This window comes from Halofilum ochraceum, from assembly GCF_001614315.2.
In the GTDB taxonomy this organism is placed as follows: Bacteria; Pseudomonadota; Gammaproteobacteria; order XJ16; family Halofilaceae; genus Halofilum; species Halofilum ochraceum.
The window spans coordinates 1-22,058 of the sequence record NZ_LVEG02000020.1; the positions used below are offsets into that span (position 1 = coordinate 1).

General features: G+C 61.0%; 16 protein-coding genes. 2 read left to right on the forward strand and 14 right to left on the reverse strand.

What is annotated here, in order from left to right; translation table 11 throughout:
* Positions 1-316: 316 nt before the first annotated feature.
* Positions 317-1,864 carry an apolipoprotein N-acyltransferase gene (lnt, locus tag A0W70_RS15060; RefSeq protein WP_067563789.1) on the reverse strand — a complete coding sequence of 516 codons (1,548 nt, stop codon included), beginning with the start codon at positions 1,862-1,864 and terminating at the stop codon, positions 317-319.
* A gap of 638 nt (positions 1,865-2,502) precedes the next feature.
* Between lnt and A0W70_RS15065 the strand changes: the two genes are divergently transcribed.
* Entirely contained in the window at positions 2,503-3,132 is a 630-nt protein-coding gene (locus tag A0W70_RS15065; RefSeq protein ID WP_067563793.1) for a LysE family transporter, read from the forward strand.
* A 253-nt stretch (positions 3,133-3,385) separates the two neighbouring features.
* Here the strand turns inward: A0W70_RS15065 and A0W70_RS15070 are convergent, their stop codons facing one another.
* From A0W70_RS15070 to A0W70_RS15080, 3 genes are read right to left on the reverse strand one after another with little or no spacing between them, the layout of a single operon-like run.
* Positions 3,386-4,282 carry a CorC family transporter gene (locus A0W70_RS15070; RefSeq protein ID WP_245675899.1) on the reverse strand — a complete coding sequence of 299 codons (897 nt, stop codon included), beginning with the start codon at positions 4,280-4,282 and terminating at the stop codon, positions 3,386-3,388.
* Between the two features lie 8 nt (positions 4,283-4,290).
* Positions 4,291-4,806, reverse strand: coding sequence for an rRNA maturation RNase YbeY (gene ybeY, locus A0W70_RS15075; protein WP_067563796.1), 516 nt, complete (start codon positions 4,804-4,806; stop codon positions 4,291-4,293).
* A 6-nt stretch (positions 4,807-4,812) separates the two neighbouring features.
* Positions 4,813-5,790, reverse strand: coding sequence for a PhoH family protein (locus A0W70_RS15080; RefSeq protein ID WP_139150899.1), 978 nt, complete (start codon positions 5,788-5,790; stop codon positions 4,813-4,815).
* Positions 5,791-6,036: 246 nt separating this feature from the next.
* Here A0W70_RS15080 and A0W70_RS15085 point away from each other — a divergent pair, with 246 nt between their 5' ends.
* Positions 6,037-6,423: a rhodanese-like domain-containing protein gene (locus A0W70_RS15085; protein WP_067563804.1), complete on the forward strand. Its 387-nt coding sequence runs from the start codon at positions 6,037-6,039 to the stop codon at positions 6,421-6,423.
* 320 nt (positions 6,424-6,743) lie between these two features.
* Here the strand turns inward: A0W70_RS15085 and miaB are convergent, their stop codons facing one another.
* From miaB to A0W70_RS17205, 10 genes are all read right to left on the reverse strand, one after another.
* On the reverse strand, positions 6,744-8,114 hold the full coding sequence (gene miaB / locus A0W70_RS15090; RefSeq protein ID WP_067563809.1) for a tRNA (N6-isopentenyl adenosine(37)-C2)-methylthiotransferase MiaB: 1,371 nt from the start codon (positions 8,112-8,114) through the stop codon (positions 6,744-6,746).
* 287 nt (positions 8,115-8,401) lie between these two features.
* Positions 8,402-9,472, reverse strand: a complete 1,071-nt coding sequence (locus tag A0W70_RS15095; protein WP_175443135.1) for an MraY family glycosyltransferase — start codon at positions 9,470-9,472, stop codon at positions 8,402-8,404.
* A 324-nt stretch (positions 9,473-9,796) separates the two neighbouring features.
* Positions 9,797-11,050: a glycosyltransferase family 4 protein gene (locus A0W70_RS15100; RefSeq protein ID WP_070989944.1), complete on the reverse strand. Its 1,254-nt coding sequence runs from the start codon at positions 11,048-11,050 to the stop codon at positions 9,797-9,799.
* 47 nt (positions 11,051-11,097) lie between these two features.
* Positions 11,098-12,312 (reverse strand): glycosyltransferase, encoded by a 1,215-nt coding sequence (locus A0W70_RS15105; protein ID WP_083331057.1) that lies wholly within the window; start codon positions 12,310-12,312, stop codon positions 11,098-11,100.
* 364 nt (positions 12,313-12,676) lie between these two features.
* A complete protein-coding gene (locus A0W70_RS16500) occupies positions 12,677-13,258 on the reverse strand; it encodes a class I SAM-dependent methyltransferase (protein WP_075109891.1) in 582 nt (193 codons plus the stop codon).
* Between the two features lie 551 nt (positions 13,259-13,809).
* Positions 13,810-14,877: an ABC transporter ATP-binding protein gene (locus tag A0W70_RS15110; protein ID WP_067563817.1), complete on the reverse strand. Its 1,068-nt coding sequence runs from the start codon at positions 14,875-14,877 to the stop codon at positions 13,810-13,812.
* Between the two features lie 11 nt (positions 14,878-14,888).
* Positions 14,889-15,779: a hypothetical protein gene (locus A0W70_RS16840; protein WP_139150897.1), complete on the reverse strand. Its 891-nt coding sequence runs from the start codon at positions 15,777-15,779 to the stop codon at positions 14,889-14,891.
* Between the two features lie 217 nt (positions 15,780-15,996).
* Complete coding sequence (locus A0W70_RS16505; protein WP_075109892.1) at positions 15,997-17,913, reverse strand: sulfotransferase family protein; 1,917 nt, start codon at positions 17,911-17,913, stop codon at positions 15,997-15,999.
* 478 nt (positions 17,914-18,391) lie between these two features.
* Positions 18,392-20,437, reverse strand: coding sequence for a sulfotransferase (locus A0W70_RS15115; protein ID WP_067563820.1), 2,046 nt, complete (start codon positions 20,435-20,437; stop codon positions 18,392-18,394).
* Positions 20,438-22,036, reverse strand: a complete 1,599-nt coding sequence (locus tag A0W70_RS17205) for a glycosyltransferase family 4 protein (protein WP_245675901.1) — start codon at positions 22,034-22,036, stop codon at positions 20,438-20,440.
* Positions 22,037-22,058: the final 22 nt, after the last annotated feature.

A 22,058-nucleotide genomic window follows, 5' to 3' on the forward strand; every position in this document is an offset into this window, starting at 1 on the left:
GCCAGCCGGCGACGGCGTCTCCGGTCGCTCACGAGACATCCCCCCTCTTTAAGCCGGCTGTTGCCTTCGGCAAAAGCCGGCCTACGTCGGGATGTGCGGTGCCGGTGACGGGATGCGCGCGTTCGCTTCGCGAAAACGCGCCTACGGGTCCAGGGCGTTGCTGCCGGATGCATTTCGTAGGCGCGTCTTCGCCGACAGGCGAATGCGCGCATGGTTGGTCGATGCGCTGTGAGGCGCCTCCGATCGTTCAGGACGCATCGAACCGCTGTTGAGGCCGGCTGTTGCCTTCGGCAAGAGCCGGCCTACATGCCCTTTTTTACGCCGTGCCTGTTCTCCGCCGCCACGCACCGATGAGGTACGGCAGAAACGCCAACGCCGCCGCGGCGCCAAGGGCCGGGATGTCGCCCATCTGGACGTAGGGTGTTAGGCCGGCGCGGGGGTCGATGCGGGCTTCGACGACGGCGACTTCGAATTGCGGGCCGCGGCTGATGACCTCGCCCTGGTGGTCGATGATGGCGGTGATGCCGGTGTTGGTGGCGCGCAGCATCGGGCGGGCCGTTTCCATGCTCCGCAGCCGGGCGATCTGCAGGTGCTGGTGGGGCGCGGTGGAGTCGCCGAACCAGCCGTCGTTGCTGACGTTGACGAGCACGTTGGCATCGACCGCCATGCGCCGGATCACGCCCGGGTAGGCGGCTTCGTAACACACGGACGCGCCGAGGCGATTGGCGCCGACTTCCAGCGGCGCCTGGCCGGGCACGCCCGGGGCGATGTCCGACATCGGGATCTGGATATACCGTTCGAGGAATTCCAGGTAACTGCGCAGCGGCATGTACTCGCCGAATGGCACCAGCCGCTGCTTGCGGTAGGCCATGCGGTTGATGCCGAGCGGGCGGACGGCGTTGTAGTAGCGCCGGGTCTCGGGATCGAGGGTGAACACGCCGGTGACGACGCGCGTGTTCTCGGTCTCCATGGCCTTCCCGAACTCGTTCAGGCGGTCGGCGACGCGCCGGTAGAACGTGGGCACGGCGGTCTCGGGCCAGATCACGAGTTCGGCCCGGTGGGCGACCTCGCGCGTGAGGTCTTCGTAGCGGGTAAGCGCCTTTTCCTGGGTATTGAACTTCTGCTCCTGCTCGATGTTGCCCTGGATGAGCGCGGCGTCGAACGGCTGCCCGCCGGCCCGTGACCAGTGCGTGCCGGACAGCACCGCGCCCGTACCCCAGATGCCGACGGCGACCACGAGCGCGAGCGTGCGCCCGTGCCAGCTGCCGCGCCAGGCGTATGCCAGCGCACCGGCGCTGAGGGCCACGGCCAAACTCATGCCGTAGACGCCGAAGACGGGGGCATAACCGGCCAGCCAGCTGTCGGTCTGGCTGGTGCCGAGCAGCAGCCAGGGGAAGCCGGTCAGCAGCCAGCTGCGGACCCACTCGATGAGTACCCAGGCGCCCGGCAGCACGAGCAGGAACCAGGCGGCGCCGCGGCGTTCGGCGTCGCGCCCGACGACGAGCGCGCCGAGCGCCGCCGGAATAAGCGCCAGCGCGAGGATGAAGCCGACGGTGAGCGCGCCGGCGAGCGGTGCCACGGCGGCGCCGAAGAGATGCAGGCTGTGGTAGATCCAGTAGACGCCGGCGCCCCAGACGCCGACGCCAAACAGCCAGCCACGCCAGGCGGCGCGGCGGCGCGTGCAGTCCAGCCACAGGATGAAGAGTATGGCCGGGCTCGCGATGGCGAGGGGCCAGACCCCCCAGGGGGCGAAAGCGAACGCGAGCGCGGCCCCGGCCGCCAGCGCGAGGAGATCGCGTGCGCGTGTGCCGGTGAGCGCCGCGCGCAGGCGCTGGCGTCGGTAGAGTGCCGCACGTGCCGCCATGGAGGGATTCCGCAGATGGAGATTGTCAGAATATTCTTGTGCCGGCTGCCCAGGGCCACCGGTTCCGCGAATGATCGGCTAAATCGAGGCTCCGTGTCACTTGTTCGTGGTGAACGGTCGAGTTTCATCCATCCCCGAGGGAGGCGGTTCACGTAGGTCGGCTTGCGACCGAAGGGAGCCAGCCGGCGATCGTGTCGCACCACACAAGGCGCCGTACACGGGCATGCCGGCTGTTGCCTTCGGCAAAAGCCGGCCTACGTGGGGATGTTTGATCCCGGTCACGGGATGCGCGCGTTCGCTTCGCGAAAACGCGCCTACGGGCCGGGGCCGTTGATGCCGGTTGCCATTCGTAGGCGCGTCTTCGCCGACAGGCGAATGCGCGCGTGGTTGGTCGATTCGCTGTGAGACGCCTCCGGTCGCCCACGACACGTCGGACCGCCGGTGAATCCGGCTGTTGCCTTCGGCAAAAGCCGGCCTACGTGGGGATGTGTAATCCCCGGACGGGATGCGCGCGTTCGCTTCGCGAAAACGCGCCTACGGGCCGGGGCACGCCCGGAGGCTCGGGCGGCTTGCGGCCGGAGGGACGCCATGAACCGGGGACGCTACAATCGCGCCTCCTTCGGATCCCGTTTGCTTTTATGAGTCTCGATCTGTGGTTTGCCTTTCTGGTCGCCTGCGGGGCGATCAGCGTCTCTCCCGGCGCTGGCGCGGTCGCGTCGATGACCAGTGGTCTGCGCAACGGTATGCCGCGTGGGCTGGTGACGGCGATCGGGCAGCAGTTCGGTCTGACGCTGCAGATCGTGGTGGTGGGGATCGGCGTGGGGGCAGCGATCGCGGCCTCGCCGCTCGCGTTCGAGCTCGTGCGCTGGGGTGGCGTGGTGTATCTGGCGTGGCTGGGGATCCGGCAGTGGCGTGCCGGGGCGCGCCTCGAGGGATTGGCCGATTCCCGGGCGATGGCGCAGAGCGGTGGCGCGATGGTGTTGCGCGGATTCCTGGTGAACGCGAGCAATCCGAAAGCGACGGTGTTCATGCTCGCGGTGTTGCCGCAGTTCATTGATCCGTCGATGGCGCTGGCGCCGCAGTATCTGGTGCTGGCGGCCACGATGATCGGGGTGGATATCGTGGTGATGGCGGGTTACACGGGCCTGGCGGCGCAGCTCGCGCGCTTCTGGCGCGAGCCAAGGCATCTGGCGATGGCGAATCGGGTGCTCGGGTTGCTGTTCGTCGCGGCGGCGGTGTTGTTGGCGGTGTATCGGCCTGGGGGGTGAAGGGCCACGGGCGAAGGGCGAAGGGCGAAGGGCGAAGGGCTGAGGAATCGTAGGCCGGCTTTTGCCGGAGGCAACAGCCGGCATGCGCTTTCGCGAGGCCTTGACCTTGTGCGCCGGCTGGCTCCCTTCGGTCGCAAGCCGGCCTACGCCGAGGTGCGCAACGTGTGGGCAAGATGCGCGCGTTCGGATGCCCGCTCGCCGTAGGCGCGTCTTCGCCGAAGGCGAATGCGCGCGGCGTTGCAACCGCCCTGGCTCAGTGCGTCTTGTCGGCTTCGGCGGTATCGCCGGTGGCCTGGTCGAGCCAGACGACCTGGAGCTGGCGGATGCGTCTTGAGTCGGCGTCGAGGATGCGGAACCAGAAGCGGTCGATGGTGGCGGTTTCGCCGGTGTTGGGCACGTGGCCGATCTGGTTGATGACGAGGCCACCGATGGTATCGAAGTCGTCGTCGCTGTAATCGGTGCCGAAGTGCGCGTTGAATTCGTCGATCGGCGTGAGGGCGTCGACGGTGTACCGCCCCGGGCCGTGTTCGTGGATGGGGCTTTCGTCCTCGGAATCGTGTTCGTCGTCGATGTTGCCGACGATCTGCTCGAGGACGTCCTCGATGGTGATCAGCCCGGCGGTACCACCGTACTCGTCGACCACGATGGCCATGTGATTGCGGCTGGTGCGGAACTCCTGCAGCAGCGTGTTGAGGCGCTTGCTTTCGGGCACGAAGGCGGCGCTGCGGAGGATATCGCGCAGGTCGAAGCGGCTGCGCTGGTCCTCGGGGAAGTAGCGCAGGATGTCCTTCGCGAGCAGCACGCCGACGACTTCGTCGCGGTTGTCGTCGATCACGGGGAAGCGCGAGTGCCCGGATTCGATGATGTCCGGGAGCATGTCGTCGAGGGCGGCATCCGCCTCGACCACGACCATGCGCGAGCGCGGGATCATGATGTCGCGCGCCTGCATATCGGCGACCTGGAACACGCCCTCGATCATGGCCAGCGCATCGTGGCCGAACAGTTCGCGCCGCTGGGCCTGACGCAGCAGCGTCAGGAGTTCATCGCGGTCGCGCGGCTCTCCGCCCAGGGCCTTGGCCAGGCGCGAAAGCAGCGATCGGCCTTCGCTGGAAGAAGACTCGGGGAGGTCGTCGGCCATCAGGATACCCATCGGTTGGTTCAGCTCGTTTCGAAGTCAGTGGGATTCGGGTCGGTGGAATTCGGCTCGCCGGCGTACGGATCGGGGAAGCCGAGGTCCGCGAGGATCGCGCGCTCGCGCGTTTCCATGCGCTCGGCCTCGTCGTCGTCCTGGTGATCGTAGCCTACTAGGTGCAGTACGCCGTGCACGATCAGATGCGCCCAGTGGGCGTCCAGGCTCTTGCCCTGCTCGCCCGCTTCGCGGGTGACGACCTCGGCGCAGATCGCGAGATCGCCGATGTACGGCCCGCCGAGCTCGGCCATGGCCTCGGGCGGCAGTTCGGGGAACGGGAACGACAGGACGTTGGTCGCGTAGTCGCGGCCACGGAAGTCGCGGTTGAGCGCGCGCCCTTCCTCGGCGTCGACGATGCGTACGGTAATGGCCACGCCCGGGCGCTCGATGGCGGCGAGTGCCGCCTCGGCCCAGGCGCCGAGTCGCGGAGGTTCGGGGACGTCGTCCGCGTCGGCGGCGTTCTGTATTTCGATCGGGCTGTCCATGCGGGGCTATTCTTCGGACTCGTTTTCCATGCGGGCGTACGCGTCCACTATACGCTGTACGAGCGGGTGGCGAACCACATCGCGTGAATCGAAGTGGATAAAGGCGATGCCCTCCACTCCGTCCAGCACGTCGAGCACGTGCCGCAGCCCGGAAACCTGCTTCGCCGGCAGGTCGGTCTGCGTGATGTCACCCGTGACGACGGCCGTGGAGCCGAAGCCGATACGGGTGAGGAACATCTTCATCTGCTCGATGGTGGTGTTCTGCGCTTCGTCCATGATGACGAACGCGTGGTTGAGGGTGCGCCCGCGCATGTAGGCCAGCGGCGCGACCTCGATGATATTGCGCTCGATCAGTTTGTTGGTGCGCTCGACGCCCATGAGTTCGTACAGGGCGTCGAAAATCGGACGCAGGTACGGGTCCACCTTCTGGGCCAGGTCGCCCGGCAGGAAGCCGAGGCGTTCGCCGGCCTCGACCGCGGGGCGTACGAGCACGAGGCGGCGCACGCGCTCGGCCTCCAGCGCGGCGACCGCGCTCGCCACGGCCAAGTACGTCTTGCCGGTACCGGCCGGGCCGATGCCGAAGGTCAGGTCGTGGGCGTTGATGCTCTGCAGGTAATCGACCTGGTGCGGCCCGCGCGCCTCGACCGTGCCGCGGCGCAGGATCACGTCGTCGGAGACGTCGTCGCGCTCGGCGTCCGGGGCGCGCGCGTCCATGGCGGAATCCTGCAACTCCAGGTGCACGCGCTCGGGCGAGACGTGCTCGCGCGCGGTGGCGCTGTAGAGGGCTTTCAGGACCTCGATGGCGGCCTCGCCCGACTCGGGCGGCGCCACGACGCGGAATCGGTTGCCACGATTATGGATTTCGACATTCAGCCGGCGCTCGATCTGCCGGATGTTCTCGTCGAACTGGCCGCAAAGGTTCGCGAGCCGATCGTTACTCTCCGGGGTCAGGACCACTTCGAGGGTGGTCGGCTCCGGATACAGCGACGTTTCAGGCTGGCTCAATCCCGTTCAACTCCCGGCCGTCTGCGCGGCCCGCGCTCCTGTTATCGATTCGGCCCCATTGTCCACTATCACCGCCGGGGGTGCCATCATCCCGTTGCCCCGCCCGGCCGAGGCGCCCGGCGCGGCGGGCTGGAGCCCACGCCCGCCTCGCCAGCGGCGCCCGGTTTTGGCAGGATCGGGGGTCTGTCCAACCCCCATCACGTGCCAGCGCACGGGAGAACAGCCATGGCCCCAACACCGAAGGAACTCGTCGACGCCGCCCGCAAACAGATCACCGAGGTCAGCCCGGAACAGGCCCAACAGCGCGTCGAGGCCGGCGCCATAGCGCTCGATGTGCGCGAGGCCGAGGAACTCGCCGAAGGCCATATCCCGGACGCCACGCACATCCCGCGCGGCTTTCTCGAATTCAAGGCCAGCGACCACGAGGCGCTGAAGTCCCGGGACACCCCGATCTGCGTCTACTGCATGGGCGGCGGCCGCGCCGCCCTCGCCGCGCAGACCCTCAAGCAACTCGGTTACACCAATGTAGTGTCGATCCAGGGCGGTTTCGAGGGGTGGAAGAAGGCGGAATTGCCGATGCAGGTGCCGGCGAAGGACGAGGAAGAGGAGTAAGGCGGCGGACCGGCGTAGGTTGGGTTGAGCGAAGCGATACCCAACACCGAGGCGAGTCGCGCCCCTACCGACTGTACAACTCGACGCGTTGGTTTTCCTTCGTCAACCCAAACTACGGGGCTGATCGCCGGACAATGCCGTAACGCACTGCCCGATCGCGAGCAAGCTCGCTCCTACAGGCACAACAACCACAGCGGTGTACCGAACCCTGTAGGAGCGAGCTTGCTCGCGATAAAGGTGCCACCGCGCGCAACGATCTCCGGATTGGCCACACCCGGCTTGCAGCGGGGGCATCGACGAAACGACCGCAGCCCCACCGCTCACGCCGGTTCTGGGCTACGCCGGTCCATCAGGGTGCGGTCGTTGATATCGATGAACTCACCGCGCAGGGAGTGCGGACGGGCCTCGGTGATGCGCACGTCGACGAAGGCGCCGATCAGCCGTTCATGGCCGGGGAAGTTGACCACGCGGTTGTTCTCGGTGCGCCCCTTGAGCTCGCCCTCGCCGCGTTTGGCCGGGCCCTCGACCAGGATCCGCTGCGTGCTGCCGACCATCGCCTCGCTGATCGCGCGGGCATTCTCCTCGATCCGGGCCTGGAGCTTCGCGAGCCGGGCCTTCTTGTCTTCCATCGGCGTGTCGTCCGGGAAGTTCGAGGCGGGCGTCCCCGGGCGGCGGCTGTAGATGAAGGAGAACGACTGGTCGAAACCGACCTCCTCGATCAGCTTCATGGTGTCCTCGAAATCCTTCTCGGTCTCGCCGGGGAAGCCGATGATGAAGTCGGACGACAGGCTGATCCCGGGCCGCGCCTCGCGCAGCTTGCGGATCTTGGACTTGTACTCGATGCGCGTGTGACCGCGCTTCATGGCGGCGAGCATGCGATCCGAGCCGCTCTGCACGGGCAGGTGCAGGAAGTCCGCGAGTTCGGGCACGTCGCGGTAGGCCTCGATCAGCTCGTCGGAGAACTCGACCGGGTGCGAGGTGGTAAAGCGGATGCGCTCGATGCCGTCGATCACGGCCACGTAGCGGATCAGCAGGCCCAGATCGGCGACCGTGCCGTCTTCCATCCAGCCGCGGTAGGCGTTCACGTTCTGCCCCAGCAGCGTGACCTCGCGCACGCCCTGCTCCGCCAGCCCGACGACCTCGGCGATGACGTCGTCAAACGGGCGACTGATCTCCTCGCCGCGCGTGTAGGGCACCACACAGAAGGTGCAGTACTTGGAGCAGCCCTCCATGATCGACACGAACGCCGTCGGCCCCTCGGCACGAGGCTCGGGCAGGCGGTCGAACTTTTCGATCTCGGGGAAGCTGGTATCCACCACCGGGCCGTCGCCGGCGCGGGCCGAGGCGAGCATCTCCGGCAGGCGGTGCAGGGTCTGCGGGCCGAACACGAGGTCCACGAACGGCGCCCGCTTCGCCAGAGCCTCGCCCTCTTGGCTCGCCACGCAGCCGCCGACGCCGATCATGGCGTGCGGGTTCTCCTGCTTGAATCGGCGCCACTGGCCCAGCTGCGAGAACACCTTCTCCTGCGCCTTCTCGCGGATGGAGCAGGTATTGAGCAGCAGGAGATCGGCCGCAGCCGGGTCATCCACCCGCTCGGCGCCCTCCGAATCGGCGAGGACGTCGAACATCTTCGCCGAGTCGTACTCGTTCATCTGGCAGCCCTGCGTCTGCACGTAGACTTTGGTGCCCATGGCCTCGTCCGTCGAGTCGGTTCGCAAAGCGGGAATGATACCAGAGCGCCGGGGCGAGACACGTAACCGTGGGCCGGCTTTCGCCGAGGGCGACAGCCGGCAGACGCGCGCGGGAATCCGTGCAGACACCGCCGGCTGGCTCCCTACGGTCGCAAGCCGGCCTACGCGGCCCTCGGTGCATCGCGGTCGAACGCAACCAACCCGTCATCGCGAGCGAGCGAGGGGAGCGCGGCGATCCCGCGACGGCAGAGCGTCCGCCACACGACACCGCCGCACGGAGTCCTTCCCTACCCCGTCTTCTCCATAGGCTCGGATGCAGTCGCCCGACGCAGCAGCCGCATCGTTCGCCAGGCGTGGCGGACCACAAACCAGTGCAGCGCAAATACGGCAAGGAGCGGCAGCCACATGGCCCACTCCGGCACCCCAAGGCGCCAGCCAAGCACCCCGATGCCGCCAAGGGAGAACGTGATAACGACCGCGATACAGACGGTGGTACGGGGAGAGAAACCGGCACGCAGGAAAATGTGGTGCAGATGCTCGCGGTCGGCGGTCATCGGGTTCTGGCCCTTCAGGCCCCGCCGCAACATCAGGGAGACCGTATCGCACACTGGCAAGGCCATAATCCAGGCGATAGTGACCGGCGGCACATTAATCCCCTGCTCGAACACGAGATCGATCGCAAACCAGGCCAGCGCGAAGCCCAGCATGGTGCTGCCGGAATCCCCCATGAACACGGTGGCGCCGCGCCGCCACGGCACCGGGAAATTCAGCACGAGGAACCCCGCCAGGGCGCTCGCCAGCAGCACGGGCAAAGCCAGCGCGGAGAATTCAGCCGCCTCCAGCCCGATTACACTCAGCCAGAACAGCATCACGAGGACGACCGATCCGGCCAGCCCATCGAGCCCGTCGAGCATATTCACGGCGTTGATCAGACCGACCACGCACACGATCGTGAACGGCACCGCGAGCCAACCCAGTTCGAACAGGCCCAAGCCGGGGAACAGGCCGAGATCGGCGATCACGAGCCCACCGCCCCAGATCAGCAGACTTGCCGCAAAGGTTTGTACGATCACCTTCTCGGTGGCCCCGAGATCGTGGAGGTCATCCAGAAGGCCGACAATCAGGAGTACGCCCATCCCGGCGTACAGTGCGCGGTAGGAGGACAGATCGAAACTGACCAGCACCGAACAGAACGCGAAGCCCGCAAAAATGCCCACCCCACCAATCAAAGGCGTGTGGTTTTCATGCTCCTTGCGCCCGCCGGGCACGTCCACGATGCCGATACGACGGGCCGGCCCCCAAAGGCGACGGTTCAGGAACAGCGTAAGCCCGAAGGCGACCGGGAACAGCAGCAGCAACTCGTTCATCGCGTCCGAGCGATCTCCACTTGTGGTAGTAGCGTAGGTGGCGATTCGCGGCAGGGGATACCGGTGTTCCCTCTCACGGGACTCGGCCCGCTATGAGCGCGACATTGCGTGCGAATATTACCACCGGAGGGGTAGCGGGTCACAGCACTCCGTCACACGCGTGGACCCGCTTCGACGCCGACGGCCCCGCTGCCACGCCTCCTCTCCACAGGCCACAACCGTCGCCAGGTGCCGTCGCCCAACCCGCGCGCTCACCTGGAGTCGATTGCCAACGCTCAAGCACAACCGCGAGGGCCCCTACTCAAACACCGAACCTTACTCGTCGCGCGCCCGGAACCTCTCAATCACGTTGAACAACTCGGCCCCCAAAACACGATAATCGAGTTTCTGAAGGGCATACTGGCGCCCCCTAGCGCCCATTTCGCGGCGATGTGCCGGATCCATCGCCTGCAGCCGCCGAACACCCTCGGCAATTGCCGCCGGATCGCCAGCAGGGACCGTGACTCCCGCAGCACACCGGGCAATCGGATCGCCCCTTCCCGAAAACGAGTGCAATATCGGACGGCCCGAAAGTAGATACTCCGAAATCTTGCTCGCCCCGATACCGAAGTCGTACAGACTACTATCGGCCCATCCAAGGTAGAGTGCATCACACCCCTGGAGCGCTTCCATGACGTGTCGTTTCTCGATCACCCCTTTAAACCGGACATTCGTAATCCCTCGTTCTTCAACGATTCTTTCAAGGCGCTGCCGGTCTTTGCCGTCCCCATACAGGATAAACTGTACGCTGGATTCAACCTCCAGCAGGCTCGCGGCATCTAACAGATACTCGAGCGCGTTCGAGAGACCAATCGTCCCCGCGTACCCGACTACAAACGCGGACGGTCCAACGTCCCTGACAGGTTCATTGCTTGCATTCTCACCACCGGCAACATCCTCAACAGGAACCCCATTGGGCAGCCATGTAAATCGATCACTATCGACCCCAAACGCCTCCAGATGCCGCCGGGCGTGCTCCAGATTCGAGGTGATATGATCAGCGTTGTCGTATGCCTTCCGCTCCAGATGGCGCATCATCATAACGAGCGGATTGTGGTGTGATATCGAGCCGATCTTTTCCAGCGTAACCGGCCAGATATCGCGGATATCGAGTATTGATTTCGCACCAAATCGCCGCGCCAACGCTTGTGCCGTGCCGACGCCGATCAAAGGGGGGCTGGAAGCAATAATCACATCAGGCGTTTCCGAAATCGCCGCGGCATTACGCCGCAGCCGCCATCCGAAGAGAAACCAACTCAGGATGCGGAGCCTGCTGTGAGCGTTCCCATAACTCCGCATGCGGATCCAGGCAACCCGCAGATTGCTTTCGATTTCTTTTTTATGGACCACGCCCTCGTTCGGGAGATCTGGCGGGGCGCTCATGAGATGATGCCAGCTGGCGGCGACCAGATAGACGGAACACCCGCGCCGCGCCAGCTCCCGCGCGTAATAGTACACGCGCCCGCCGTTCCCGGTTTCCGGCGTAGTCGCTTCTTGATGGACCAGCCAGACGGTCGGGTTACTACGCACGCAACGTCCTTTCTCGATTTGCGATCCGGTTCGGAGTCAACAAGCGGTTACAGTTCCCGGCAAGTTCCGTCCATGGACAACAACCGACGGTAGAAATCCAGCAGCTTCTCCCCCTCATGCCCCCAGTTGTAGCGCTCTTCGACTGCCGCCCGTCCACGCTCGCCCATGCGTTCGGCCTCTTCAGGGTGATCGAGTATCCACTGCATCGCGGACGCAATCGCCTTCGGATCGAGCGGATCCACGAGCAGACCGCAGCGCGCCTCGTCGATAATCCGGCGCCAGAGGGGAAAATCCGACGCGATCACGGGGAGCCCGCAGGCCATGTACTCAAACATCTTGACAGGGTACGCATCCGGGTAGCCACCCTCCGGGTGCAGCACCACCAACCCCGCCCGGGCACCGCCCAGCAGATCGGCGATCTTCGCCCGCCCAGCCCACCCATGGAAAACGACCCGCGACCACGCGGCATCCGCCCGCATTTCCGCTTCCAGCGCGTCCGGTCGGATCGCACCGGCGAGCTGCAGCCGGGCACCTCCCGATTCGGGCAGGTGAACCAGCGCGCGAACCATCTCCCGAGCCCCGCGGATGGCCTCAATTGCGCCGACGTACACGAAATCCGGCGGGCGTCGGGCATAGGGTATGGCCTCCGCCGGAGCCAGTTCCGACAGGATGGGGAAATTCTGCACCACCGCGATCTTGCCGGCGGGGAATCTTCGGGCAATCAGCGGCGTCGCCGCAACGACCCCCGTAAACACCCGCCCAGCCACCCACTCAACCCCCGCGAACAACCACCCCACCGGCCGCCGCAGCGGCCGCGGCAACCAGGCTTTCGCGAGAATCTGCCGGGGCACGTCCTCATGCACATCATAAATCACCCGGTACCCCAGCAGAGACAGGATCAGGCACGGCGGAATCAACTCGGGATCGTGGAAATGCACGACGACCGGCCGAAGCCGTCTAACATGCTGAACAACACGCCAACCTCCAACTACTGATCGGCCGAACCGACCACTTGGCAGGATACCGACATCGATACTCCGACAGCCTGCGTACTCGCGATCAACACAACCCGCTCCATCCGCGACCATGAGCATGCACCGGCGTGGCCAAGCCTGCGTCAGCACACGTAACTCCTTGCCCCGGATACGGGCATCATCGCGTCGATGAACCGTCGTTATATGTAGAATGCCGTTGGTTTCCCTGTCCACACTCGGTTCCGAATAAAGTAGTTGCTTATGTATCCGACACCAACCCCGGCCCATCCGCCATGCTCAGGATTGTAATTGCTCTACCGTTGATCGAGTTCGATCATCGACCACCATACGAATTTAGACTCTCCAACACTGACGTCGTAAATATTCACCGCAATACCTTCATAGACCCGATTACCCGAGACAGCGCGGGATCACCCGATTGATCAAGATCGCTGACTCCGAACTGATCATGACACTTGCAAATCCGGTACCGCCGTTAGGCCAGATCGCCCGACCTAACTCGCCGCCTCTCACCAGTCGTTCCGCACACTCGCAACACACGATCATAATTCGATTGTCATCGTTTCAATAAACACACCCACCCTGCGTCACTGCCAATCTGTCGCAATACCTCCGCGACGGCCACCACACGCTATCGGCGCACTGCTCCTCGTACCCACACCAGTCGCTCAGGCCGTTTCGGCCTGCTTATCTCTTTAAGAAGGTCCGCGTCGAAATCGAGAAGATCAGAGTATCTCGCATCAATATCCCGCGCGCTCGAGAATGTCCGAACGTGCCCCGCAGAGTCATAATTTGGAACGCTTATAATCACCTTGGACCCGCGAGGCAGCCGCCTGATAAGCTCCCGATCTTTCGTAATATGTTCTAACACTTCGGTTATGATAAATGTTCCATGCTCCGCAAATAGATGCTCCGCGTCAGCCGAAAACACATCCATTTGTTTAAACGTGAACGATGGGACGTAGTCTTGCGCTTCATTAATCCGAACGCCGGAAAAATCAATACCTTGATAATTTACAAATCCGGCTCTACGCAATGCCTCCGCGCAACGTCCCGTTCCGCATCCCACATCCAATATTGGTCCGGCCGGGTTCCACTGATGGAGAAACTCCACAACGGTATCGTATATCGGCCGCCATGGTGATTCTTCATAAGGCACCAATACACGATCCATCCTCGAATCGTAGAAATCCGATTGTTGTTCCTTTCCCATTTTCTAAACTCCAGTCTATTGACATTAACCCTCCTGCCCCGTCAGTTGCAGCGCATCAAACGAATCGGGAAATACTAGTACCCGGACCTGCACTAGAGATGGTGCCTCACCGTTTTTCGCCACCCCAGAAGACGCGACAGGGCGTGTAGTTGAGAGGTACCGCGGTTACGCTCGCAGTTCAACCGGACATGGTGATCCGCGCGCTCATGCGCGGGGCAACGCCGCCGGACACGCACCGGCGGAAAGATCAGCGCGTACCAGCTCGAGCTCGGCGCGTCACTAGCCAATCGAACCTGGCACGCGCACCCGGTCACCCCCCGGATCCAGCACGACCTCGACGTCTTCGGAGAGTTGTAAAAACGTACCTGCCGCCAGCACGGCTATCTATTCAATCGGAAGTACGAGCACACAGACGCTGGACGAGACATTGCGCCGAAAGACGCCATTCCCAACCATCAAGAAGACACACAGAATCGCCGCCATGACCTACCATAATCGGGTTCCCCGGCGACCCCGTTTGTCGGGTACGTACGGAATCAGCACAGTGATCGCTACGGCTGTAAAGACTGCTGGCCTTCCAGAGTATCGACAATCTTGTAGTACCTCGATACTTGGCTATAAAACCTATTGATGTTAGTGATGGCCGCCATCAAACCCTTGAGGCCCGAAAATGTCCGTTGCAAAACGAGGAAGTACAAAATGACCATGCCCCACTCAACAGTCCCACCTCCGACGCGATACGCCAAGCTCACAAAAAGCACCGTAACCGCAGCGATCAACGTGATTCCGCTTATTAGGCTGCTTTCGGCAATCACCTTCAACCGGTCGTCTCGTGAATTAAGGTTTCGCACGACTTCAGGACTTTTCAGAGGATCACTATAGGTCGACCGAGAGTCTCCTTCCGTTGCCGACCTCGAACCACGCGCTTTTACGGCGTTTCGGTACGCCTTTGCCGCCCCTGCTTCGCTCCGTTCCCACACCTCGTTGATCTTTGCGGCTTTCATGCTCGTTTGCCCCTGGAATTTTACTGATACCGCACCTACCACGGTCAACGCCATTGTGACCACAGGATCCAGCGCAAACAGGATCACTCCTCCCACGCTCAGCATCAAACCTGGCAATACGGCTCCGAGGAATACGTAGACAACTCGCCCATTCGTCGTCGCATACCCTTTTATCGATCTGTATAGCAGTCTGTCCGCGTCATTCCTGTTGCCAAAGTCCAACTTCTTGACCTGGCTCACGTCGTATGCGCGTTCCAGCGCCCGTAGGACTCTTCGGATGCAGTACTCTGCATACCCACGGCGAACCTTTACCGAAAGCACTTTCGCCAAGAACTCCGCTAACGCTCCGGAAGCGAGAAGCCCCAGGATCATAAACACGGACAAACCGATCCCGACCGGAGATAGTGCGTCCAATCCCTGCACGCCCGGCACAAGTGTTGCGCCCGACTGCACCCGACCAACGTAATGCGCCGCCACGCCCAGCGCACTGAACTGAGCCACCAGCCCCCATATGCTCAGTCCTACAACAGGGATCGACCACTTCCGCTGCTGCCAAATTCCATCGGAGAACACACGTCGCGCAAGAACCGCATACGTCTTGATACGCGCACGCACTTCGCCCTCTCCTATGCTCGACCCAGAAATGTTTTTCCGGCACGTCTTATTTTTTCGATAACAGTCTCCGATTTTGGATCTGGCTGGTCGCTTTCATCGCGTTCCACTTCGTACATACGAGCTGGCTCAAATAAAAACTTACGCTTCCAGTGCTGCAGCCCTTCACCGCCTTGGTAAAATCCTGCGTACACTAGGTAGTCCAATCCCGTCGCATGCGGATTATTCGGATCCAATAACCATTCCATAATCGCGAGATGCAAGCGGTACATGACCCCGGTTTTCAGATAATCGCCATGACCGATAATCAGCGAGTACAAGGCGAAGTTCCCTAATCGCCGGAGATCAATATAAGCGACCAATTTTTCATCAGTCTGCACGCGCCCCTGGGAATAGCCTTCAACCGATTCGAACGCTCCCCACCAGATGTCATAGTGTTTCGTGCACGCCGGCTCACTCCAACGGTGATAAGAATCAGGCCATCCCCCCAGTTCCTCAACCGTCTTGTGATACGAATCGCGCATTGCACCACCACTCCGGACAGCCTTGGATTCATTGATTTCGTGGATATCCGGAACGAATAGACGGCGATCAAAAGGCGCGCAACGGATACCGAACTTCTCGGCTTTCTTCGCCTGCCGTAGTGACTCACCCTTTGATCTCTTTCGTACCGCTTCCCGATATTGCTCATGCGTCACCCCGCTCAGACGGAGGACGGCTGCAACGACCTTTGGCGGTTCATCCTCCTTACCACTTATATAATTTCCATTGCCAAGTCGCTCACGCGATTTACCTACCATCCGCGAACACTTTCTGCTGGTCCTGCAAATCGCATTATCAAGCGCGAAGTCTACGAGAACTTCGTTACCTTCTTCGGCTTGCTCATTCATCGGTTTCGCGTTCATGTCCCTTTATGCCCTCTCACTTACATGTCCCGGAACAGCATCAATCGTCTCCATTTCGATCCGACCAGAGCCACGGATCTGTCCCGGACCCGCTGCGGATCCAATGAATCGACGCAGCGACGGTCGTCTGCGCGGCTGCTCCAACTTCTATCACACTCGGACGGGAGTGCTGCGCCCCCCGTATAGTTTTAGCGTTGGCCCGCATACTGGCGCCGGGTCAGCATTCTCCGGCAGGCTCATGGAGGTCATAGCCAAGGTTGACGAGTAAATCGCCCGCAATCGCGTCGAATCTCGCGATTTCTTCCGGCGAAAGATCCCTTTTGTATCGTCCAACCGAGGTTCCATTAATCGGTTGAGCCACCTGCGCTTTACTCGGGTGGGCAACACTGGAAGACACTACGGAGTGTTCATTTTCCTGGTGGGACAAGAGAGCCTCTTGCCAGCCTTCCCCGAGCCAATTCATGATCGGCCCCAACGTTTCCCGCGGCGACGAGACGATATCTTCGTACCTTACTTCTCGATACTTAAGGCCAGCACTCGACGAGCGAGCTCCCTCTACCAATGCGACCCATCCTTCTGCAGCCGCCTCTATATCGCGGTAGCCCCACGAACCATGTTCAGCCAGTTGCGAAGCAGCGACATCTCGACCGTCCCGAATTACGTGGAGGTAACAGGCTTCGGGCCACATCCCGCCGTATCTTGTGAGGTTCTTCACCTCCCGCATAATTTTAAAGCCCCATCTACTCGCGCGACTCTCGCGCGCCGCATACTGGCCCAACCGCTCCACTAGCGCGCAGCGATCCTCGAAGGACTCGATATCCGAATTACGCTCTTGAGACACGCGCCGTATTATGTCGCGCAAACTGTTCGGCGAAATACCGGCTCGCGAACAACGGTTAATAAATTGAATACCCGGCTTCGCATCTTCATCATCTGTCCTGCTGCCATGGCGGACACTACTCCCCCCCTTTGTGGATCGCGCGACGAGGCATCTCATGATATAGGGACCGAGATTGGGAAGTTTTTTCCCATTAAAGTGCAACTCTGGTCCGATCGCCATCTCGGAGTGCGAATCAAGGATTACCGAGGCCAGGGTGGTCCCGGACCGGCCATCACCGCCGATAAACACCGGCGGCGAGCACGCCTGCTTATACTTGTCGACTGTTGGATTGTTCCTCAATGCGACGTCTGCAAATCGCTTCAGCCACGTTCCTCTCCCTTTCGATCGAACACCACGCGGCTTCCTCACCAACGTGTCCGGCCAGACCGCTTCTCCCCACTCTCCACGACCATACATTGCAATTATTTCCTGGTACCACTTCGCCGACGCCAGCCGGGCCGTCTCCGAGTAAGGGGTCGCATAATATTGCGGATGCAAAAGGATTCTATAACGGCCACCGGGTCGCATCGTTTCGATAAATCGCCTCGGGTCCCTAGACGCTACGTCGACCCGTTGACCGTTCATTCCACCATCGCTATAACCTCCGTCGACCCGGACGGTGTGCCGATTGTGTACCCATTTCAACTTACTTCGAAGATCAGGTGGCAACTCAATTGCGGCATTGGATTGTCCGTCAGCACCACGAACGCCGCCATGAGGTGAGAAGAATTCAATGTTAAACTCTTCCTTCAGGCGCGCATAATCCGATCGCAATATTTCTTGCGCTTTGTCCAGATCAAATTCCGCTCTCTCGACGGCGTTCGAGTGATAACCAATCACGAACCCCTCGCGTTCAGCCTGCTTAAGAGTCTCATAGCAGATTGGATAAGGCTTTTTCCGAACAATGCCCTGCTTCGCCAACGTGACTCGCTCTAGCGCCTCATTGAATATCATGACGTTCGATCGCAGACCAAAACTCCGCTCGGCTTCTATCGCGGCTGTAGTGCGGTCCGGATTGTTATCAACATCATGCTGGATAAGAAGGTAAATCTTACTTCGATCTATTCGCCCGCTCTTCAGCCCTTCTTTCCATCTTTTCCACTCATCAATATAGTGTTCTTCGTAATTCTCGTCACCTTGCCAGCAAAGGTCCGCGTACGTGATTACCTCGATTAGATCTCGATTTCGGTACAGGAATCGAAAGAAATCCAGCAGGAATTCAAACGGGATCGCACCATCGCGTTTTTTCTGCATTGTATAGTCGTTTTGAGAACCAGGGTCTCGGGTCATGTCATCAGATCTCTATATGTCTCGTCACAGTCGTGGCCACTCAATCCAGCTGGCCCAACCGAACTACATCGGGATAGACGCGTGTCGCCGGATCAGTGATCCGGCGACGGGCTATTGGTGCGCGCTACGTACGCTCATAGCAGGACCATATTGGATTCGGCAGCGCTAATGGACACTGGACTGAAGCCCGCCGTCAAAACGACGGACCCATATAATCCTTATACGACCGTTCAGTCCAATCGACAGGCCATGCGAATCCTCGTTGGCTCAGCGTTCTAATTCACAGTGTTGGTCGCAGGGATGTCCGTCGGTTCCTGCGCTAACGTTCGCTAGACAAAGGCCTAGTCGCCGGTCGCGCGAGCAAGGGAGATTCAAGGGGCGAAAATTACGCAATTTTCCGACCTTCCGTTTGCTTTACACGCCCTGTAAGGCGCGCAGCATATTAACCATAGGATTTATACCTGAGTTCGAGGCCGCCTAAATCCACCTTGGACGCTGACTCAGACTTCGAAATATGTAATGCGACGTCGAAACGGTGACTTGACGGATGTGGCGCAAAAGCAAATTTGATGCTTTCTCGATTCTTATCCAGTACCCCAATCCGTCGTTTGTAGATCTGTTTTCCATCCTTCGCGTAGCTCAATGCCCAGATTGTCACGCATGAATTGCGCGGCGCCTCCTTCCGGAGTTCGCCTTGTATATACATCATATATGGCGTCGGCCATCCGGAAGCGGTGTTCTTGGTCGTAGCCATCTCGTTCCAGCGACTCCCCCCGATCGTCACGTACGCATGACGACCCTCTCCATACGGTACGACAACCATCTTACCCGCCGCAAAGGATACGTCGCAGTTCCCACAATAGAGTCGATCCGAATTTATCCGGATATTCTCAGGGTATTGACCTGTCTTCGGCCTATTCCCGAGGGCTCGTTTGATTTTGTTTAAGAATCGCCCCCAAAACACATCGACCGCACGTCTCCACCCTTGCCCGATGCGTGGCCTGACTTCGCCATAGCCCAGGCGCACATTGACTCCACCGCCAATTTTCGCAAATTGGCGTTTCTGTTCGATCGTCCAGTCCGGGTAGCTGGGGAAGTCATTCGATTTTGACGCATTCACGGTGCGGCCGATCAGGTCCGCGCCGAGGCGCTGATGGTACGGAATGCCGAGTTTCTGCAGCTCCGTTTCGAGAGCGTCCGGTCCTGAAGCCATTTTTTCGAGCGAGATATGGGAGTTACACGTGACAATCAAACGCTCATTCACTTCGGCGACATACTCGCACACCCTTTCGAGACGCGTCATCGCGGCGACGTTCTCGTGTCGCAGTCGGGGATGTGCATGATCCTCCGGTGTGTCATACCAGTCGCGCTGCATAAGTGATCGGACTACGTTCGCAGGATTTCGGCGCAGGTGAACATACGTTGCTGCAGGAAAGAATCGCTTCAGGTCGTTTATGAATGAGGGAAGGTAGACATTGACTTCGGCGTAGTCTTTCGAGATCTGGCTGATTTCTTCCCAGGCATCACCCAAGAGGGTTTCGACACGTTCGGGCTCTTCCTCAAGCATTCGCGCGGCGGCGGTCGCCTTCTGGGCAGCGTCCCCGTTATGGTATTCCTGATTCAGGATGTACTCGTGGCGCGCTTCCAGCGGAGTTGCTTGCTGCAGTACCTCGCTCAGCCATTTGGATCCAGAGCGGGCTGGTGAAAGGAAAAAATAGAGTCTGGGGGGACCGCGCCAGTGGATCGGGTGGATTAGTACCTGCCAACGCTCCTGTCCGCGTGCATACGAAAGTGGATCGGGACTCCGTGTCCAGTCCCCTCCGCTATCGCTGAAATACCGGTCAAACTCCAGGTGCCAAGCATGGTAGTCGATACCGAACTTGGCCATCGGAATCGACCATAATGGATATCGACAACCGTCTGGCCGCAGCGCTTCGTGACTCGCCGGGTAGTGCAGGCGCCGGCGATTATGGTCGGACTCATAAGGACCTTCGGCGGTTCGACCATCTTCATTCGCGAACGTATCGTATGGTTTAAGTTCGCTGAAACACCAGTAATTGCTGACGCTGTGTTCATAACAACGGCGATCCCCGTGAGCCGCGATCCCCGTAACGGGAACCCCAGATTCACGAAGCTTCTGGAGCTGCTCGGCGATGGTTTGCGCGGGATCTTCGATCTCTCCGCCCGCCCATTGGGCCATCGCGTTTACATGCAGCCCAATCTCGTGACCGTAGTCCTGCAGTTGCAGGCACTTTTCGGCCAATCGCTCATCCGTCCAGTACGGGGCGGTCGGTAGCAGAAAGTACGTGGCCCGAGCGCCCGCCTGGTGCTCCCAGTACGCCATTTCGAGCGCCACGTCGATGTCATAGTCCACGTCATGACGGAGTCCGCAGAGCCCTCGCGCCTCGGGTTGCTCGTGGAGCTCCCGCAGGGGGACGGTCTCTCCGAAATGCTCGAGGTATCGGCTGTATTCCTCGAGGATCGCCATTTATCGGGACTCATCGGCCAGGGACTTTGGAGGCATAGCGGTGCAAAATCTGCTGTACAATGCCTGCAGATGTGCCGCCTGTGCAGGCCACCCGTATTGCTCGGCGAGTTCGACTCGGCGCTCCGGCGACAGAATGTACCTTGCCCGCGCGGTAATCGCCTGGTGGATAGCTCGCCCGATCGCTTCGGGGTCCGTCTCGTCCATCACTACACCACAGGCGTTCGCGTCAACGAATCGCCGCATCTCCAGAAGATCAGAAACTGCGACAGGTACGCCCGCAAAGACGCTTTCGAGCAATTTATTGGGCATACAGTAGTAGTAACTGAGACAGACATTCTGGATTGGCAACACACTCACGTCGGCGGTACCGATGTAGCCAACGACTTCATTCGGTGCCACCGGATCGATCAAGTGCAGCCTATCCCGAACACCAAGCTCGATCGCCAGTGCAACCAACTCGGTTTCGGTCGCCAGCCGGCGTGGCCCAACGGTTGCAAAGTGGAGATCGGGCATCGTAGCGAGTGCGCGCACGACCAGGTCCAGCCCCCGGTTGACGGTGACGTTGCCGACATAGACGCACAGTTTGTCGTCTGGTCCCAACCCGATATCCTGCCGCACAGTTGTTCCCGGAGTGATATTCGCGTCGAACAGCGGGGCATTCATGACGACGGCGGGTCGTGGTATGCCGTAGTCGGTTCGCAGATGATCCGCTATGCTTTCCGATACCGTGACGACCGCATCGGCTCGGCGGATGTATTTGCGTTCGAGTATGCGCCGCCGAAGCCAAACGAACCACGGATAGCTGGAGTTCCGGTGCATTTCCAGTTCGTGCGAGTCATACACCAACCACCCACCGACATCCGCCGCGGCTCGGCCACCGGCAGGCAGCGTGGTGAGATCGTGTGCATGCACAGCGTCCGGTCTGAGTTCCGCGATGTGTCGACGAGCTGCCGTTCCGAATTCGTCCGTCTCTGAGAACCAGTACATCGTCGCCATGATCCGCTTGCCAAGGCGCTTGACCTTGCTCAAGGTTTTCTTGGCGATGCGTATTGCGCCGCGAACGATACGTTTAACCCCACGTAATAGTTTTTGGGCTAGCCGTTTTACAGGGGGCGGCAGATTTCGTGTGGCACAACGCCAAGAAACTCCCGCTGGTTTTGGCGAGTTCTCTCCGGAGTCGTTTCCGGACACAGGTGAACGACGCGTGTCATGAGAACTTGTGACCTCGGACGCGGGAACGGTGGTTTTGCCCGCGCTTCGGGCCAAACCGTCTGTTTCACCATTGTTTTGGGAGTCGGCGGCTGAAGGCGTCGTCGCTTGAGTTTTATCAGGCGCCTGGACTCGCACGCTGCCGACTCCGCCCAAACGGGATCGACCAATAACGGCTGTGCGCACTCTGCTTTTCAGGGTTGGCCAGTCCAGTGGTACCGGCTCTACCCGATGGTACTGCACACCGTTACGCTCCTCACGTACGGGAAGATCACCGAACTGACGACACACGACGGTGACCTCATGGCCTACATGCACCAACGCCTCCGCCGACTTGATCACACGACTGTCGTTCACGCAGGAGTTGTTCACAAGCATGACCACATGCATTGACCGTGTATCCTTGGTGAAC

Excerpts from the sequence above, each read along its gene's own strand:
- lnt (WP_067563789.1), bottom strand. The coding sequence starts at position 1,864 with ATGGCGGCACGTGCGGCACTCTACCGACGCCAGCGCCTGCGCGCGGCG.
- A0W70_RS15065 (WP_067563793.1), top strand. The coding sequence starts at position 2,503 with ATGAGTCTCGATCTGTGGTTTGCCTTTCTGGTCGCCTGCGGGGCGATC.
- A0W70_RS15070 (WP_245675899.1), bottom strand. The coding sequence starts at position 4,282 with ATGGGTATCCTGATGGCCGACGACCTCCCCGAGTCTTCTTCCAGCGAA.
- ybeY (WP_067563796.1), bottom strand. The coding sequence starts at position 4,806 with ATGGACAGCCCGATCGAAATACAGAACGCCGCCGACGCGGACGACGTC.
- A0W70_RS15085 (WP_067563804.1), top strand. The coding sequence starts at position 6,037 with ATGGCCCCAACACCGAAGGAACTCGTCGACGCCGCCCGCAAACAGATC.
- miaB (WP_067563809.1), bottom strand. The coding sequence starts at position 8,114 with ATGGGCACCAAAGTCTACGTGCAGACGCAGGGCTGCCAGATGAACGAG.
- A0W70_RS15105 (WP_083331057.1), bottom strand. The coding sequence starts at position 12,312 with ATGGGCCGGGGTTGGTGTCGGATACATAAGCAACTACTTTATTCGGAA.
- A0W70_RS16500 (WP_075109891.1), bottom strand. The coding sequence starts at position 13,258 with ATGGGAAAGGAACAACAATCGGATTTCTACGATTCGAGGATGGATCGT.
- A0W70_RS16840 (WP_139150897.1), bottom strand. The coding sequence starts at position 15,779 with ATGAACGCGAAACCGATGAATGAGCAAGCCGAAGAAGGTAACGAAGTT.
- A0W70_RS16505 (WP_075109892.1), bottom strand. The coding sequence starts at position 17,913 with ATGCAGAAAAAACGCGATGGTGCGATCCCGTTTGAATTCCTGCTGGAT.
- A0W70_RS15115 (WP_067563820.1), bottom strand. The coding sequence starts at position 20,437 with ATGGCGATCCTCGAGGAATACAGCCGATACCTCGAGCATTTCGGAGAG.
- A0W70_RS17205 (WP_245675901.1), bottom strand. The coding sequence starts at position 22,036 with ATGCATGTGGTCATGCTTGTGAACAACTCCTGCGTGAACGACAGTCGT.